Source organism: Priestia iocasae (genome assembly GCF_016909075.1).
Taxonomy (GTDB): Bacteria; Bacillota; Bacilli; order Bacillales; family Bacillaceae_H; genus Priestia; species Priestia iocasae.
In genome coordinates, this window is sequence record NZ_JAFBFC010000001.1 from 842,933 (window position 1) to 859,981 (window position 17,049).

Here is a 17,049-nt window from a genome sequence, read left to right on the forward strand (position 1 = left end):
CAAGGCATTTTTTTGCTAAAAATCTTTTTGTCTAGCTTTACAAGAGAATTTACTCTATTTCAGAAAATGATGTAACATTTCGTTTTTGAACAAGGATAAGACGATAGGAAAGTCCAATTGCCCCTAAGGCTAACCCAACAATTAACCCAATCCAATATCCAAAGGCTGCTAGTGAAGTGAAGTTTGCTAACATGTAACCTAAAGGTAAGCCGATTACCCAATATGAAACGAGCGCCATAATAAATGTCGTATTGACGTCTTTATATCCACGAAGAGCACCTTGAATAGGAGCTTGTAGAGCATCAGATAGCTGAAAGAAAATCGCATATAACAGAAATTGCGTAGTAAGGCGAAGCACTTTCTCGTCATTTGTATACATCATGGCTACCTCTGTACGGAAGAAATATAGCCAAGCTGCACATAAAAACGAAACACCAATTGCCATTGTAATGCCAATATAGCTATATTCACGTGCATCTTTAAATCGCTTAGCCCCTGCTTCAAAGCCCACTACAATTGTTAAAGCAATTGAAATGCTAAGCGGAATCATATAAAGAAAGGAAGCAAAATTAATTGCAACCTGATGAGCTGCAATTGTTACGGTGTTGTAAGCACTCATTAGCAGCGTAACGGCAGCAAAGATACTTGTCTCAAAAAAGATAGCCAGTCCAATTGGAACGCCAATGATTAAAATTTCTTTCCATGCTGTAAAGGAAAAAGCATAAAGTTTTTTAAAGATACGATAGGATTGAAAAGGTTCGCGGCGCACGACAATCCCTAATGTAATGAGCATTAAGCACCAATAAGTGATGGCAGTAGCATAACCAGCCCCAACTCCCCCAAATTCAGGCACGCCTAATTTTCCAAAAATGAATAGATAATTAAACGAAACGTTAATCGGAAGTGAAAGTAATGTGATGAACATAGTTGTTCGAGTTTGACCTAAAGCATCAATAAAATTACGTAAAACGGTATAAATAAAAAGTGGTATAATTCCCATCGACAGTGCGATTAAATAGTCTTTTGCAATGCGAGCCACTTCATCATCTAAGCTCATATTGTTTAGGATTGGCTGTAATACAAACGAACCAATTACTAAAATAATCAATGACATAAAAATGGCCACATAGAGCCCCTGAACAACAGAAAATGGAACGTCCTTCTTCTTGTTTGCACCAATTAACTGAGCAACAATTGGTGTAATTCCCATAAGAATTCCGCTCAATCCTGTAAACACAGGCATCCATAAGCTTGAGCCAATTGCAACTCCTGCTAAATCATTTGCACTTACTCGACTTGACATCATTGTGTCAAAAAAGTTCATCGAGAACATACCGAGTTGCGTGATTAAGATTGGTACTAAAATAATTAAAAATTGCTTTATCTTCTCTTGTTTTGTGAATGCTTGCTTCATCTGTAATCCCTCTATTTCAAATCTTTTTACAATAACTAGCATTATATAGGAAGTAAAAGCATTTGTCGTGTATCATCGCCCATTTTGCGTGAAGAAAAAATATTGTAAGATAAATATGAAAGGTGGCGTATTTTATGGATTTACAGTTAAAAGGAAAAAATGTATTAATTACTGGTGGATCAAAAGGAATCGGAAAAGGAATTGCAGAGCTTTTTTTAACAGAAGGAGCAAATGTGGCAGTTGCAGCTCGAGGGAAAGAGGCGTTACATGATTTTCAGAAACAATATCAAAATCTTACAATCTACGAGGTTGATGTTACCAATGTGCAGAAGCGGGAAGCGTTAATGGAAGCATTTCTAAAAGATTTTGGTCATATTGATGTACTCGTTAATAATGCAGGTGGAAGTAATGGAAGCACAGCGTTAGAAACAGACATGGCGACTTTTTATGAAGCAATGGAATTAAACTACATGTCAGCTGTTCATTTAAGTAAACTAGCGGGAGAAGAAATGAAAAGGCAAGGATACGGAAGTATTGTTAACGTGACCTCTATTTTTGGTCGTGAAAGTGGAGGGAAAGTGACATATAACAATGCCAAAGCAGCACTGATTAGTTTTACAAAATCATTTGCAGATGAAATGATCAAGTTTGGAGTGCGAGTGAATAGTGTCGCGCCAGGTAGTATCTTACATCCAACGGGGAACTGGCAGAAGAGAATCGAGGATAACCCTGAAAAAATGAAAGAATTTGTTAAGGGAAATATTCCAGCTGGTCGCTTTGGTACTGTCGAAGAAGTTGCCAATACAGTTGTATTTATTGCATCTGAAAAAGCATCATGGGTTGTAGGAGCAAGTTTAAATGTAGATGGTGGTCAGTCTCGAATGAATTTTTAATACATATACAAAAGAGAATGAGACATAAATCGGTAAAGATTATGGAAGAACGTTTACATGCAAGATCCCTTGCCTATCTATTCGTTCATATGAATAGACTTAGACGGCAAGGGATGTTGTGAATTGGGTCGAATAGAGAAGTGTTCGTTGGCTCTTTTGGCCCAACCTCTTTTCCTCATAACCTTATGAAACGATGTTGATAGACTTCTCGTTTTGTTTTTGAATGACCATTTTGTATTTCTTATGCCATTGCTTAAGGGATAAGTGAACAAGAATACTAGTAAAAATAATCAGTGCTCCTATCCAGTAGCCAAACGCAGGAGAGACAACCCCATTTTGATACGCAACACCAATCGGAGAAAAAACAATGTAAGTAAGGGCAACTAATGCTAAAAGAATAATCGCTGTTGGAAGTGTATATTTCCAAGGTGTCATATTGACAGTTGCTTTGGCTTTAAAGCGATACGGTGTAGACCTAGGTTTGATTTTTCCGATAATAAGCATCATAGCAACTTCAATAAAGAATAAAATCGCATAAATATGAATGAAGTGAATGTCGACTGTTACATTAAATAAATGATTTGTTCCCCAGACAAGCAGATAGTACGCGATGACGTGGAAAAAAATGACGACTTTGGCTGCAAGAGACGGTACATATTTTGAAAAGACGCCTACAAGCAAGATTGCGATAATAGGAATGTTAAAGAATCCAGTGAATTTACGAATTAAATCCCATAATCCATCCGGTGCTTGCATTAAAAATGGTGAAATAAACAATGTGATGAGAGCAACAATAGAGCCAAAGTACTTGCTTACTAAAATTAATCGTTTATCTGAAGCATGTGGGTTTACTTGTGTTTTGTAAATATCAAGAGCAAACATTGTGGCTGCACTATTTAATAAGGAGTTAAAGGAGCTAAAGACGGCTCCTAACAAAACAGCTAAGAAAAATCCAGATAAGTAAGTCGGTAATACATTTGCAATTAAGGTTGGATATGCTAAATCAACGGTACGCAATGAATCTCCATAAAGATGAAAAGCAATGACGCCAGGAAGCATCATAAAGACAGGCACTAATAGTTTATAAAAGCCTGAAATTAATACTCCTTTTTGTCCCTCTGCTAAACTTTTTGCTCCTAGTGTACGTTGGATCACGTATTGATTGGATGCCCAATAAAATAAGTTTGCAAAAATCATACCTGTAAAAATGGTACCAATTGGAACAGAATCTTGATTTGTTCCAATGCCATTTAGTTTTTCAGGATTTTTGGTGGCAATTGTTTTCATGCCGTCGAATAAGTTACCATCTCCTAACGCAACGAAGCCTAAAACAGGAACTAAAATTCCAATAATGAGTAAGCCTATTCCGTTAATCGTATCAGAGACGGCAACGGCTTTTAAACCACCGAAGATTGCGTAAATAGCTCCAATAATTCCAATAATCCAAATCACGAGCCAAACAGATTGTACATAACTAATCCCTAGCAAGTTTGGAATATCAAAAAGTTGTAAAACAGCAAGTGCTCCTGAATAGAGCATAGACGGTATTGTCACAAAAATGTATCCAAACATAAATAAAATAACGGTATAGCGTCGGACTCCTTCATCAAATCGTGTGCTTAAAAATTCTGGTAATGTAGTGAAGCTTCCACCTAAATATTTTGGTAGCAAGTAAATGGCCATAATAACAATAGCAAATGCTGCTGTTACTTCCCAAGCCATATTTGATAAATTTGTTCGATAAGCTTGTCCATTAAGTCCGATTAGCTGCTCAGCAGACAAGTTTGTTAATAAAAGTGATCCGGCAATGAATCCTCCTGTCAATCCTCGACCAGCAAGAAAGTAACCTGTAGAGTCATTTACCTCTCCTTTTGTTTTTTGGTAAGAAACCCATCCAACAAGCCCCATGAAAAAAGCACAAGATAATAATGTAAACCAAATGCTGCCTAAGTGCATGTTTTTTCCTCACTTTCTGTTTTTCTTTGTTAAATTGTTTGTTAATTCAGAAAAATTAGATTGTATGTGATAATAGGGCGCTCTAGACGTTACATGATAGATAGAAAACGTTTAATGTCATGACTGCTTTCTGTCAATTTAGTACCCGTCTGTTTTTGAAGTAAACATTTTACAAAAAAAACAAGAGAAAATCGTTCGTTAGGACTAAGTAAAGATATCCTTTCATGACTGCTTGTATGAAAAATGTAAAAATTCTAATAAATACCTTTACAAAATATAAGATTTTTATTATATTTGTAAAATATTCTGAAAGTGAAGGAGGGGCGGTTGAAACATCAAAGAGAAAGGGGACGTGAATGATTGTGTCAACATCGGAGGTAGAAGTAAATAATAAAAAAAGAAGGAACAGTGTATTTCAGTACTTTTTAGATTTTATTGAGAAAACGGGAAACAAACTGCCAGATGTTATCACGCTTTTCTTTATCCTAACAGTGCTTATTTTGATCAGTTCTTTTATTGCAGGAAAGCTTGGGGTGTCAGCAATAAATCCCGCAACAAAAGAAAAGATTGAAGCCGTGAATTTGTTAAGTCGAGAGGGACTTATCAAGATTTTATCGGAAATGGTTAATAACTTTATGTCATTTCCACCACTTGGTCTCGTGCTTGTTGTAATGCTAGGGGTAGGTCTTGCTGAATCAACAGGGCTTGTGTCTGCGTTATTAAAAAAAATGGTGTCGATCGCACCTAAAAAGTTAATTTTACCTGCTATCGTTCTAATTGGCGTAGTGGGGAACTCAGCGGCTGATGCAGCCATGATTGTCTTGCCTCCAATTGCAGCACTCGTGTTTTTATCAATTGGAAAACACCCAATTGTTGGATTGGCAATGACTTATGCAGCAGTAGCAGGTGGATTTAGTGCAAATTTAATTTTAGCCATGCTTGATGTGATGATTGCTGGATTTACAGAATCAAGTGCACAGTTCATTGACAAGTCCTATAAAGCAAATCCAGCAATGAACTATTACTTTTTAGTTGCTTCTACCTTTGTTTTAATTCCTGTCACCGTTTTTGTTACAAAGAAAATTGTAGAGCCAAGATTTGGCATCTATAACGGTCCCGCTGATACAGAAGGGGAAACAACAAAGTTAACACTTGAAGAAGCAAAAGGGTTAAAATGGGCTGGATTATCTTTTTTTGTATACCTCGTCTTGTTGCTTTTTGCAACGTTGCCAAAGAATGCACTATTGCGTCATCCTGAAAATGGAGGCTTATTAGATTCCCCATTTATGGATGGACTTGTTCCAATTATGTTTGTTGCTTTTTTTATTCCAGCTCTTGCCTATGGAATGGGAGCAAAGGTTTTAAAATCAGATAAAGATGTATCACAGCATTTAACAAAAGCAATGTCTGGTATGGGGTATTACATTGTTTTAGCCTTTATTTCTGCTCAGATGATTACCTACTTTGAATGGAGTAATCTAGGTTCAATCATTGCAATTAAAGGTGCGGAGCTTCTACAAATAATCGGCTTAACGGGTTTACCTTTACTTTTAGGGTTTATTATTCTTTGTGGTTTTATCAACTTATTAATTGCGAGCGCATCAGCAAAATGGGCGATTTTAAGTCCTATTTTCGTTCCGATGTTTATGCTAATCGGATATAGTCCCGCATTTACGCAAATGGCTTATCGAATTGGTGACTCTATTACCAATCCAATTACACCAATGCTTGCTTATTTCGGAATTGTTCTTACCTTTGCAAAAAAATATGATCGAACGTTAGGTGTAGGAACACTAATCTCAGCGTTGTTACCTTACTCCATTGCTTACTTTATTTTCTGGACAATCTTATTCTCCGTATGGTATTTCCTTGGCTTACCGTTAGGTCCAGGCCATTATATTCGCTTATGAAAAAAGAGGTGGTTCCTAGTGAACCACCTCTTTTTTTTATGAAGGATTATCCAATTTCTCGATTGATACGAGGCATTTTTAAATCTTCATTAATCGCATCTGCTGTTAATTGTCCAGAAAGAGTGACCATCGGTACACCACCACCTGGATGTGTAGATCCACCGACGAAGTAGAGGTTAGAGAGCAGGTGGCTTCTGCTTGGAATTTTAAATCCACCGTTTTTCTTTCGATCCGTTACGACACCATAAATAGAGCCACCATTTGCTCCATATAGCTCTTGTAAATTATTTGGTGTAAACGTGTACTCGAACTCAATGCTCTTTCTTAAATCCTCCATCCCCATTCTTTCTAATTTCGTTAAGATCATTTCTCGATAGTGAGCTTGAATATCTGTCCAGTCTTGTCCGTCCTTTAATGGTGGGACATGAGTAAGCACGAACAAATTCTCTTTTCCTTCGGGTGCTTGAGTAGAATCAGATTTTGAAGAAATGCCAACGTAAATTGTTGGATCATCTGCTATTTCTTTCTTATTAAAAATGGTATCAAATTCAACTCGTTGATCTTTTGAGAAAAAGAAATTATGATGAGCTAACTTTTCATATTTACGATTAACTCCTAGCAGTAAAACAAGTCCTGATACAGTTGGCTCATATTTAGAAAGATGCTCGACCTCACGCTTTGCTTGTGGATGCTCTTTCAATAACGTTTTATATGTAGGGATTACTTCTAAGTTTGAGACAACAAGATCAGCAGGAATCATTTCACCTGTTTGAAGTAACAGACCTGATGCACGATGTCCGTTTGTCACAATTTCTTTAACAGCTGTGTTTAATCGAATTTCTACACCTAGTTCATTTAGTACTTTCCCCAGTGCTTCGGCAATTTTATACATGCCACCTTGTACATAGTAAATGCCCAGTCCTAGCTGTACATGAGTGAGCTGAGATAAAATAGCAGGTGTGTTATATGGAGAAGAACCGATATACATCACTAAGAAGTTAAACAATTGGCGTAAGTGTTCATCTTTTATATATTTTCTTGTAGACGCATCCATTGACTTCATGGGGTCCATGCTCAATAGCTCTTTTACACTGTGCAGTGAACGTAAGTCGTGAAGTCCTGTTAAGCTTTTCTTATAAAAGCTCTTCATGCTGTATTCGTACATCTTACTGCAATAGTGTAAGTATTCGAAGAAACCGTCAGCGTCTTCAGGTGAGACTTTCTTCATTTCTTCTAGCATGGCTGGAATATCACTCGTTAAGTCAATTGTTTTTCCATCTTCAAAGAACGTTCGCCATTGGGGTTCAATGCGTTCAATCTTTACATAATCATGCAAATCTCGGTTTGCACTAGCGAATAGCTGTTCAAGCACCCATGGCATTGTTAAAATGGATGGTCCAGTGTCGAATGTAAACCCTTTTCCGCTACGGATGTTTAATTTTCCACCAATACGTTCTCCTTTTTCAATCACAGTGACATCATATCCGTCTGAAGCAAGGCGAATGGCAGCAGATAAGCCTCCTAAGCCTGCTCCGACAACTAAAACTTTCTTTTTCAATTTATGTTACCTCCTTATAAAAAGCTGAAGAGTTGTCAACAATAGCAATGTTCGTACCTTATATTTCCAAAATGTTCTTTTCAGCTTTCCATTTTACCCAATTTATACGATTTCATACGTAGGAGGAATTTTTGTGTCATTTCTTATCATTACAATTGCGATTACTGCATTTTTATTTACGTACATTCCGACATTTCAGTTTGTTGTGCCAAGTAAGCGACTAAATGGGTTACGCCATGTTTCTATCATTATTCCAGCGAGGAATGAAGAAAAAAATCTAGTGAATGTCTTATCTTCAATTAAAGAACAAGTCCATGAAGTGCTTGTTATTGATGATCATTCAACGGATAATACAGCAACAGTAGCTAAAAGGTTTGGAGCGATTGTCATTAAGCCAGGTCATTTGCCAAACGGATGGCTTGGAAAATCATGGGCTTGCTGGAATGGAGCGAAGCACGCAACGGGTGATGTGCTCGTTTTTCTAGATGCTGACACTGTCATTGAAAAAAATGGGCTGTGTAAAATGATTGAAAGGTTTGAAAAAAGCGGGGGCTTTGTTTTTATTCATCCATTTCATAAAGTGAAAAAGATGTATGAGCAGCTATCTGTGATGTTTCATTTCGTGACGTTTGCATCAATGGGTGCATTTCATTTATTTCAACAATGGACAACACCAAAGGGTGGATTTGGTCAATGCTTTATCTGTAGTAAAAGAGATTATTTTACATTTGGAGGTCATGAGGCGGTTCAAAGTGAAGTAGTTGAAAATATGGCTTTTGCACAGCACGTTTTAGCAAACGATGGAAGAGTTACATGTATAGGCGGAAAGGGCGCTATATCTATGAGAATGTATCCAGAAGGATTGATTTCTCTTATAAATGGTTGGACAAAAAGCTTTGCTTCTGGTGCAGCAGCTACTCAACCACTTTATTTATTCATTATTAGTGTATGGATTACAGGGATGATGACGTTTGTTTTTCAACTGCCTACTTTTATACAAAAGTCTCCTTTACCAGTAGTAACAGGCTATTTACTGATTGCAATCTTACTTTATCGTGTGTTTCATACGGTTGGTTCGTTTGGGTTTCTAGCGGCTTTGTTGTTTCCTATTCATATTCTTTTCTTTGTTTCTATTTTCACTTGGTCTTTTATCCAAACTAACTTTAAGAAAAGTGTTGCGTGGAAAGGTCGTCAAATTGAAGTGGATACACGTAAAAGGAAGATGTTTAAATGATTGAATTCACTCCGATTGTAGTGACAATTATTAACATCTTTTCCTGGCTCGTTATTCATCTAGGTATATCCTATTTATGTGTTCTTATCCCAATTGACTTTTTCAAACAAGAATCGTGGATATATAAAGAGAAAAAGTGGGAAGAAAGAGGAAGGTTATACGAGAGGTTACAGGTGAAAAAGTGGAAAGACAAACTGCCAGAGGGTGGAGGAATCTATAAAAGAGGATTTGAGAAGAGAACATTGAAAAGGTATGCTAATGCTTATTTATCTACGTTTTTATTCGAAACAAAAAGAGCAGAATTAACGCACTGGTTATCCATCCCTCCTTCTCTTTTTTTCTTTTTATGGAATCCACCTGTTGTAGGAATCATTATGATTGTGTATGCAGTTACCTTCAATCTCCCATTCATTATGGTACAACGTTATAACAGAATTCGATTGACCAAATTAATACAAAAAAAGGGAAGTATCGATGACACAGCTATTTCGTCTACATACATAGAGTTGGATCAGTGATCCAACTCTTTTTTCTTTTTCTTTTCGTTCAAGATCGCAATAAGGATATCAATTTCTTCTTTATTTAACTCATCTATCCTTTTTATTTGAGATGTTAAATAAGAAGTGGTTTCATCTGGGTTGTTTTCTTCTGACAAAAAATAGCTTGTAATGGAACCGGTAATCATCCCAATCAATCCTATTCCAAATAACATGAGTAGAATGGCAATAAAGCGACCAACAAGGGTTTCAGGGGAGATATCTCCATACCCGACAGTCGTAGCTGTCACGATTGACCACCAGATTGCATCAGAATAGTTAGTGATGCTTGGTTCAAAATGCACAATTGGAATGGAGGTTAAAAAAATAAGAATCGTGACAGCGCTTAAGGCTTTACTTAATCCATATTTATTTAACGCTTGAGCAACTGGTAATGCATACCTCCTTATAATAATTAAAAGGCGAAGTGCACGAATTAGACGTACGACGCGAGATAGCTGAAAAACATTATCTAATGGAATGACGGCAATGATATCGAGGGGATTCCGCTTAATGTACTCCCACTTTCGAGGAGCTGAAAAGAAGCGCACGCTAATATCAATGACAAACGTGATCCACACAAATGTGTCTAAAAGGTGGTATCGACCTTCTTCACTCCATGTTAAGACAAAAGAAATAAGTGCTAATACAAAGAGAATAAACTCATAAATAAAGACAAACTTTTTTATACCCTCGATTTTCATATGTAAACTCCTTTTTATAAGTTTACTAACAGTGTAACAAGAATTTTTTTTAGGAAGCTACAAAAAATAATAAAAGTCTGTTCATAACAGAAGTAACGTTTTTGAAGAAAGGTGTGCAAACATGAAGAAGGATAAAAAAGAAACGAATGAACCTACTATAGCTCCAGGTATGAGTGATAAACAAGAATTAAATCAAGATGCAACAAAAGAGGAAATTGAACATCATGATTTTACAGAAGTGACAACGTTATCGTTAGATGAAGTAAATCCGTCTTAGAAAAAAGGTTTGTCAAGCGAAGCAACAACAGCTTCATTTGACAAACCTACTTCTTTTTCTTGTTGTATTTTAATAACGACTTAGTTCATTTTTAAATGATATGCTCATGATGTATCGAACATCCTTCTTTTACAAATGACGACTTCTTCGATTATGAGATGGAGTTGCTGAATTTTTTTTCTTTGTTTTCGAAGATAATCCTCTTTTTATAAGTAAGAAAAGTAATCCTATGACTGCATAAATGAAGAAAAAGACAACAAAGCCCCATAACCCTATAACTGCATCACTAAAATCCATGTGACCACGATTCGTTATACCTTGCTGAATTTCAATGGCAAAGACCAGAATGATCATCATTGTAAACGTATAAATAAAGGAAATAGTGGCGATGCTAAATTTCCATTTCGACAACATTTTAAAGGTTATATATACAAAGATAAAGGTAACGATACCAATTAAACCAATAATCCAAAAATGAAGCTCTTTATCCGTTAATTGAAAACCTAATGATTGAAATAAATCAATTAAAAGGTCATGAATGGCATTAACGATATCGGTAATAAAAAGAATGCTTTCTCTCAAATGGTTACCTCCTGTTTTTCATTTACATGTATCAGTGTATCACGTAGGATTATATTTGGCGTTAGAAATTGATTCTAAGGAGAAAACATTAACAATCCTTATCACGTATTTTGCCATAGTTGGAAGGATAAAATGAATAGAAAGATAACAAATATGGACGCCGTATCGTTTGCTTTATTTTTTAGATAAAGTGTTGACAATTTATTTTATAGCGTTAAAATGTGTTAAGAGCAACCGAGGTCACATTACATTTTTTGTAAACGTGACTTTCTTTATATGTACCATGAGCTTAGATAGAGATATAGAGGTGATAGAGATGATAGAGATGAACAAGCTCATTAAACAAACAAAAACAATTGCCATTACACAACTTGGTTTTTTCTCTTTAGTCGTTTTATTCTTTTGGATTAAAACGTATGCTGTGTATCAAATAGAGTTTAATCTAGGGATTGAAAACTTTATTCAACAATTTTTATTATTCATTAACCCAGTAGGCTCGGCGATTTTCTTCTTTGCTTTTGCCTTACTGTTTAAAGGTCGTCGTAAAATAAAAGCATTACTAGGGATTAATTTTTTCTTATCATTTATCTTGTATGCAAACGTCGTTTATTATCGTTTCTTTAACGATTTTATTACGGTTCCCGTGCTGACACAGTCTGATAACTTCGGTCAACTTGGTGGCAGTGCGATGGCGCTCATTCAGCCATATGATTTGCTTTACTTTTTAGATTTCTTTGTTGCATTAGCAATTGTATTATGGAAGAAAGTAGAACTTCCTACTATGACACGTCGTTCTGTAACAGGTGTATTTTTAGCGGGTATCCTTGTTTTTACTGCAAACTTGGCATTAGCAGAGATGGACCGCCCTCAATTGTTAACACGAACGTTCGATCGAAATTATTTAGTGAAATATTTAGGTGCATATAACTATACAGTGTATGATATTATTCAAAGCTCAAAATCATCGGCGCAACGTGCTTTAGCAGACAGCAATGATGTGGCAGAAATTGAGAACTACGCAAAATCAACGTATGCCAAGCCAAATGATCAATATTTTGGTAAAGCAAAAGGAATGAATGTGATCTACATTTCATTAGAATCACTTCAAACATTTGCGCTTGATTATAAGTTGCACGGTGAAGAAGTAACACCGTTTTTAAATTCATTAACAAAAGATAAAGATACAATGTATTTTGATAATGTGTTTCATCAAACAGCACAAGGTAAAACATCAGATGCAGAATTTATGCTAGAAAATTCGTTGTTCCCATTGCCTCAAGGGTCGGTGTTTACAACGAAGGCAAACAACACGTATCAAGCTAACTCAGCCATTTTAGGTCAAGAGGGCTATACGAACGCTGTGTTCCATGGAAACGGCAAATCGTTCTGGAACCGTGACGAGATGTATAAATCACTTGGTGTTGATAAGTTTTATGACTCAGCTTACTATAATATGTCTGAAGAACAAACGTTAAACTACGGTTTGAAAGATAAGCCGTTCTTTAAAGAGTCAATGCCGTATTTACAAGAATTAAAGCAGCCATTTACAGCGAAGTTTTTAACATTGTCTAACCATTTCCCATACCCATTAGATGAGGAAGATCAAACGATTAAACCTCATACAACAGGGGATAAATCAGTCGATGGTTATTTCCAAACAGCACGTTACATGGATGAATCACTTAAACAATTTTTCAAGGATTTAAAAGCATCCGGTTTATATGACAATACGATGATTGTTATGTATGGTGACCACTATGGTATTTCACCAAACCATAACAAAGCAATGTCAAAAGTGTTAGGAAAAGAAATTAACTCATTTGAAAATGCTCAATTACAGCGTGTTCCTTTATTCATTCATATGCCAAATATGGAAGAAAAAACAGGAGCAAAAGGTGGAGTAAACCACACGTATGGTGGTCAGGTTGATATTCGCCCAACCGTTATGCATTTACTTGGTATGGATACGAAAGAGTATTTAGATTTTGGTACAGATTTATTATCTGAAGATCACCAAGAGCTTGTGCCATTCCGTAATGGTGATTTTGTCACACCTGAAATCACACAAGTAGATGGAAAAGTGTACAATAATGAAACGAGAGAGCAATTAGATGAAGAAGCTGCTAAAAAATACGAAAAGTATGATGAAGCAGTAAAAACAAAACTAGAGCTTTCAGATAAGCTTGTATACGGTGATTTATTACGTTTTCATAAACCAGAGGGATTCGAGCCAGTTGATCGCTCAAAATATGATTATAATAAAAGAGAAGAGTAAAACAAAAAGCGCTACTTAAATACAAGTAGCGCTTTTTGTATAGAAAATAATCAATCGCACAATCTAAATGATAATTACTTTTCACGGGAGTGTTCAAGCTGACTATGAATGAACAGACTTCTTTTGAGCAAATACCAGACTTCGTGAAGGAGGAAGAAGCTTTCTATCCATTCCAAGTCTATTACTATCGGACATTGATTGATCAAGACAGGTTACAACGTGATATTTTGAAATCGTTGGTTGAACATCGTGCAAACACCATTGAAGATGTAGAGAAGTCTCTTCCGGTCGGAATGATGGTGAAAGGACATCGAAAAAAAGAAATTCATGAGAAGCTGTTGCAAGGATATGTATGTATTCAGCATGTTGATGCTCATTCGGCTTTACTAGTCCAAGCTATCAGTGAACAAAATAGAGCCATTTCTATTCCAGAGGTGGAGTTTAGTGTTTTAGGGCCAAAACAAAGCTTTATTGAGGCGCTAGATACAAACTTATCGTTAATCAGAAAAAGATTACCCATTCCACAATTGCAAATAGAAGAGGTTATTGTAGGTAAATTAACAAAATCGACTGTTAATGTATTATCGATTAAAGGCATTACAGATGAAGAAAATGTTCAAACGGTCGTTCAAAGGCTGAAAGATGTGGATTATGACCATGTAATGGATAGTTCGTATTTGATACAGTTTCTCGAAGATAACAGTAAATCAGTTTTCCCTCAGCTTATTGACACAGAAAGACCAGATCGAGCGGTTGCGGCTTTAGTAGAAGGGAAAGTAGTATTTTTAATGGATGGCTCCCCACAAGCGGTTATTGGTCCAATTACGCTAATTGAATTTTTCTCGGCTTTCGAAGACTATTATTTGTCATGGCAGATTGCTTCTGCTTTACGTCTTATTCGAATTTTTGCCGTTTTGTTTTCTATTTTTGCTACCCCTTTATATGTAGCGGTTTTAACTTATCATCCAGAGTTAATTCCAAACGACTTATTAGGGACATTAGTCTCTTCAAGGAGCGGAATTCCGTTTCCGCCTATTTTAGAAGCGATATTTTTAGAAATCACAATTGAGTTGCTTAGAGAGGCAGGAGCACGTTTACCAACAAAAGTAGGACAAACAATTGGTATCGTAGGAGGAATTGTGATTGGAACTGCATCGGTTGAAGCCGGCTTAACGAGTAACGTCTTACTCATTATTGTAGCCTTATCTGCATTAGCTTCCTTTACAACGCCAGTTTATCGAATGGGCAATACGATCCGTCTTATCCGCTTTCCTCTTTTGATAGCTTCTAATATATGGGGGATGCTCAGTTTAATGTTAGGGTTAACTTTTTTTATTGTGCACTTGATTAATTTGAAATCGCTTGGTAGACCTTATATGGAACCGCTTTATCCACTACGATTAGCAGATTGGAAAGATGCAATCATTCGACTTCCTTTTTCGATGCAGAAGAAGCGTCCAATTCAAGAGCGTACAAAGAAGAGTAATCGATTTAAAACAAGGATGAATGATATTGATGAAAGATAATCGTCATAACCGCATTGACCCACAGTTTTTAATTACAGCATATATGGTTTTTTATATTGTTGTTTCGGGGCAAATAGGGGTAGGTATTTTAGGGTTTGTCCGTTACATTGCTAAGGTAGTGGAACAAGATAATTGGATTGTTGTCATTTTATCGGGTGCAACGATTCATGTCATTATTTATATGATGTATTACATATTGAATACACATAATAATGACATTGTACATATTCAACAGAAATTATTTGGGAAATGGCTTGGAAATATAGTAAGTATACTGTTGTCTTTTTATTTTCTGTTAGGAGGAATGACGGTATTACGAACGTATATTGAAGTGGTACAAACATGGATGTTTCCTAACTTGCAAGTGTGGTCCCTTTCCCTTTTATATATTTTATTATCTTATTATGTCATCTCATTTGGGTTTCGTTCAGTTGTTGGAATGTGTGTATTGTCTTTTTTATTCTCGTTTGGCTTATCATTACTCATTACTTCCCGATAAGAGATGGAGAATTGACAAATTTACTACCCATCGCTAACCATTCTTGGAAAGAATATCTAACAGGTACAAAAAGCATGACGTTAAGCCTTTTAGGATTTGAATACTTATTGATCTATTACCCATTTATAAAAAAAGCAAAGGAATCTCAAAAGTGGGCTCATTTTGGCAACATGTCCACCGTCTTGATTTATTTAATTACTGCTTTTTCGACGACGGTATTTTTTAGCTCAAAGCAACTTCAAACGGTTGTTTGGCCGACATTAAGTGAATGGAAAATTGTAAAGTTTCCTTTTGTTGAACGATTTGAATACATCGGTATTACATTTTTTGGCTTAATTATTGTTCCGAATCTAGCCTTGGCATTTTGGGGATTTAGCCGTGTTATAAAGAGAACATGTCACATTAAGCAAACGTACATGCTATGGGTTGGTCTAATCACAGCTTTTGTTGCAACATTATTCTTTGAGACTCGAGAAGAGGTTGATAAATTAAATACGTTTGTTTCTGAAGTAGGTTTTTATTTGATTTATGGATATATCCCTTTCTTATTTTTTATAGTCTTCATTCGTAAAAAGGTGTGGGAAAAATGAAAAAATCTTCTAGTTTAATGTTTCTCTGCTGTTTTTTACTGCTAACAACAAGTTGTGTAAAAGATAAAAAGATTATTGACGAAATACAGATTACGCAAGGAATTGCGGTGGATAAAAGTGATGAGAAAAACTATCGTTTTACTTCATTTTATCCTATTCATAATGAAGGAGATAAAACAGAATACAAAACGGTTTCTGTTTTAGGGGATTCAACAAAAGAAGCTCGCATTCAATTAAATGAAGCTACACAAAAGCCTATATTTAGTGGGAAATTATCAACCTTATTATTTAGTTATAAAGTGGCGGAAAATGGTATTAATGAGATGATTGATACATTGCAGCGAGATCCTACTATCGGAAGAGATGTAATTGTAGCCGTAACGAAAGGAAAATCTGGTCCATACCTTATTAATGATTTAGGATTTAACCAGGGAAACGCACGGTATATTTACGATTTAATTAAAAATAATCAAGAGGCAGGTAATTTACCTACAACTGATTTGCACCAATTTTTATTTATGTATTTTTCTGAGGGAAAAGAACCTATTCTTCCATATGTTATTTTAACAGAAGGAAACATTCGACTTGCGGGTCTGGCCCTATTTAAAAAAGATAAGGTGAAAAGCATTGTTTCTAGAGATGACTTGTTTCTATTTCGTGCTATGTATGAGGACTTTAAAACCGGATCGTATCAAGTGAAATTTAAAGATGAAAAATTGATGCTACAAAATGTAGCGTCTAAAGTAAACTACGACATTGGTAAAGGTCAAGTACCTTCAGTTAAAATTAATATTCGCATTAAAGGTTATATTTCTGAAGAAGTGAATGGCGATTTGCCAATCTCAGACCAAATCAAGCAATATAAAAAAGAAATGGAAAAGCAAATAGAACATGACTGTCAGGAATTACTTGCAAAGCTACAAGAAGAAAATCTTGATTCTTTAGGAATTGGTGAACAAGTAAGAATGAGAAGAAGAGACTGGAAAAATAAAGAGTGGAAGGAAATGTACAAAGATGTTTCAATACAAGTAAATTGTGATGTGGAAATCCTACATTCTGGCATTGTCAGTTAACGTTCTTAAACAATAGATTAAG

The 17,049-nt window shown here is 35.8% G+C and carries 15 protein-coding genes; 10 read left to right on the forward strand and 5 right to left on the reverse strand.

The window, feature by feature from the left end:
* Window positions 1-49: 49 nt before the first annotated feature.
* Window positions 50-1,414 (reverse strand): MATE family efflux transporter, encoded by a 1,365-nt coding sequence (locus tag JOC83_RS04275; protein WP_239583292.1) that lies wholly within the window; start codon window positions 1,412-1,414, stop codon window positions 50-52.
* A gap of 134 nt (window positions 1,415-1,548) precedes the next feature.
* Between JOC83_RS04275 and JOC83_RS04280 the strand changes: the two genes are divergently transcribed.
* Entirely contained in the window at window positions 1,549-2,307 is a 759-nt protein-coding gene (locus JOC83_RS04280) for an SDR family NAD(P)-dependent oxidoreductase (protein WP_205184212.1), read from the forward strand.
* A gap of 183 nt (window positions 2,308-2,490) precedes the next feature.
* Here JOC83_RS04280 and JOC83_RS04285 read toward each other — a convergent pair whose 3' ends face one another.
* Window positions 2,491-4,263: a solute:sodium symporter family transporter gene (locus JOC83_RS04285; protein ID WP_205184214.1), complete on the reverse strand. Its 1,773-nt coding sequence runs from the start codon at window positions 4,261-4,263 to the stop codon at window positions 2,491-2,493.
* A 356-nt stretch (window positions 4,264-4,619) separates the two neighbouring features.
* Between JOC83_RS04285 and JOC83_RS04290 the strand changes: the two genes are divergently transcribed.
* On the forward strand, window positions 4,620-6,173 hold the full coding sequence (locus tag JOC83_RS04290; protein WP_205184216.1) for an AbgT family transporter: 1,554 nt from the start codon (window positions 4,620-4,622) through the stop codon (window positions 6,171-6,173).
* Window positions 6,174-6,219: 46 nt separating this feature from the next.
* On the opposite strand, the gene JOC83_RS04295 is transcribed toward JOC83_RS04290, so the two are convergent.
* Window positions 6,220-7,731: a phytoene desaturase family protein gene (locus tag JOC83_RS04295; protein WP_205184218.1), complete on the reverse strand. Its 1,512-nt coding sequence runs from the start codon at window positions 7,729-7,731 to the stop codon at window positions 6,220-6,222.
* 133 nt (window positions 7,732-7,864) lie between these two features.
* On the opposite strand from JOC83_RS04295, the gene JOC83_RS04300 reads away from it, so the two are divergent.
* Together JOC83_RS04300 and JOC83_RS04305 are read left to right on the forward strand one after the other, a co-directional pair.
* On the forward strand, window positions 7,865-8,965 hold the full coding sequence (locus tag JOC83_RS04300) for a glycosyltransferase (protein WP_205184221.1): 1,101 nt from the start codon (window positions 7,865-7,867) through the stop codon (window positions 8,963-8,965).
* Window positions 8,962-9,483, forward strand: coding sequence for a glycosyl-4,4'-diaponeurosporenoate acyltransferase CrtO family protein (locus tag JOC83_RS04305; protein WP_205184224.1), 522 nt, complete (start codon window positions 8,962-8,964; stop codon window positions 9,481-9,483). Before JOC83_RS04300 ends, JOC83_RS04305 begins: the two co-directional genes overlap by 4 nt.
* Here the strand turns inward: JOC83_RS04305 and JOC83_RS04310 are convergent.
* On the reverse strand, window positions 9,477-10,205 hold the full coding sequence (locus JOC83_RS04310; protein WP_205184227.1) for a potassium channel family protein: 729 nt from the start codon (window positions 10,203-10,205) through the stop codon (window positions 9,477-9,479). The two genes, JOC83_RS04305 and JOC83_RS04310, sit on opposite strands and share 7 nt — an antisense overlap.
* Window positions 10,206-10,326: 121 nt before the next feature.
* Here JOC83_RS04310 and JOC83_RS04315 point away from each other — a divergent pair, with 121 nt between their 5' ends.
* Window positions 10,327-10,482 (forward strand): hypothetical protein, encoded by a 156-nt coding sequence (locus JOC83_RS04315; RefSeq protein ID WP_205184230.1) that lies wholly within the window; start codon window positions 10,327-10,329, stop codon window positions 10,480-10,482.
* A 129-nt stretch (window positions 10,483-10,611) separates the two neighbouring features.
* Here the strand turns inward: JOC83_RS04315 and JOC83_RS04320 are convergent, their stop codons facing one another.
* The gene (locus JOC83_RS04320) at window positions 10,612-11,064 is read right to left on the reverse strand and encodes a hypothetical protein (RefSeq protein ID WP_205184233.1); all 453 of its coding nucleotides are present in this window, start codon (window positions 11,062-11,064) and stop codon (window positions 10,612-10,614) included.
* A gap of 325 nt (window positions 11,065-11,389) precedes the next feature.
* On the opposite strand from JOC83_RS04320, the gene ltaS reads away from it, so the two are divergent.
* The 5 genes from ltaS to JOC83_RS04345 all read left to right on the forward strand — a co-directional run bounded on the left by ltaS (window position 11,390) and on the right by JOC83_RS04345 (window position 17,027).
* The gene (ltaS, locus tag JOC83_RS04325; RefSeq protein WP_239583365.1) at window positions 11,390-13,339 is read left to right on the forward strand and encodes a lipoteichoic acid synthase; all 1,950 of its coding nucleotides are present in this window, start codon (window positions 11,390-11,392) and stop codon (window positions 13,337-13,339) included.
* A gap of 104 nt (window positions 13,340-13,443) precedes the next feature.
* Window positions 13,444-14,865 carry a spore germination protein gene (locus JOC83_RS04330; RefSeq protein WP_205184239.1) on the forward strand — a complete coding sequence of 474 codons (1,422 nt, stop codon included), beginning with the start codon at window positions 13,444-13,446 and terminating at the stop codon, window positions 14,863-14,865.
* Window positions 14,855-15,364: a GerAB/ArcD/ProY family transporter gene (locus JOC83_RS20125; RefSeq protein ID WP_205184241.1), complete on the forward strand. Its 510-nt coding sequence runs from the start codon at window positions 14,855-14,857 to the stop codon at window positions 15,362-15,364. The genes JOC83_RS04330 and JOC83_RS20125 overlap by 11 nt, the downstream gene beginning before the upstream one ends.
* Window positions 15,307-15,954 (forward strand): GerAB/ArcD/ProY family transporter, encoded by a 648-nt coding sequence (locus tag JOC83_RS20130; RefSeq protein WP_205184243.1) that lies wholly within the window; start codon window positions 15,307-15,309, stop codon window positions 15,952-15,954. The genes JOC83_RS20125 and JOC83_RS20130 overlap by 58 nt, the downstream gene beginning before the upstream one ends.
* Entirely contained in the window at window positions 15,951-17,027 is a 1,077-nt protein-coding gene (locus JOC83_RS04345) for a Ger(x)C family spore germination protein (protein ID WP_205184245.1), read from the forward strand. Before JOC83_RS20130 ends, JOC83_RS04345 begins: the two co-directional genes overlap by 4 nt.
* Window positions 17,028-17,049 lie beyond the last annotated feature (22 nt).

Bases quoted from the DNA above. Each gene is read 5' to 3' on its own strand.
- JOC83_RS04275 (WP_239583292.1), bottom strand. From the start codon at position 1,414: ATGAAGCAAGCATTCACAAAACAAGAGAAGATAAAGCAATTTTTAATT.
- JOC83_RS04280 (WP_205184212.1), top strand. From the start codon at position 1,549: ATGGATTTACAGTTAAAAGGAAAAAATGTATTAATTACTGGTGGATCA.
- JOC83_RS04285 (WP_205184214.1), bottom strand. From the start codon at position 4,263: ATGCACTTAGGCAGCATTTGGTTTACATTATTATCTTGTGCTTTTTTC.
- JOC83_RS04290 (WP_205184216.1), top strand. From the start codon at position 4,620: ATGATTGTGTCAACATCGGAGGTAGAAGTAAATAATAAAAAAAGAAGG.
- JOC83_RS04305 (WP_205184224.1), top strand. From the start codon at position 8,962: ATGATTGAATTCACTCCGATTGTAGTGACAATTATTAACATCTTTTCC.
- JOC83_RS04310 (WP_205184227.1), bottom strand. From the start codon at position 10,205: ATGAAAATCGAGGGTATAAAAAAGTTTGTCTTTATTTATGAGTTTATT.
- JOC83_RS04315 (WP_205184230.1), top strand. From the start codon at position 10,327: ATGAAGAAGGATAAAAAAGAAACGAATGAACCTACTATAGCTCCAGGT.
- ltaS (WP_239583365.1), top strand. From the start codon at position 11,390: ATGAACAAGCTCATTAAACAAACAAAAACAATTGCCATTACACAACTT.
- JOC83_RS04330 (WP_205184239.1), top strand. From the start codon at position 13,444: ATGAATGAACAGACTTCTTTTGAGCAAATACCAGACTTCGTGAAGGAG.
- JOC83_RS20125 (WP_205184241.1), top strand. From the start codon at position 14,855: ATGAAAGATAATCGTCATAACCGCATTGACCCACAGTTTTTAATTACA.
- JOC83_RS04345 (WP_205184245.1), top strand. From the start codon at position 15,951: ATGAAAAAATCTTCTAGTTTAATGTTTCTCTGCTGTTTTTTACTGCTA.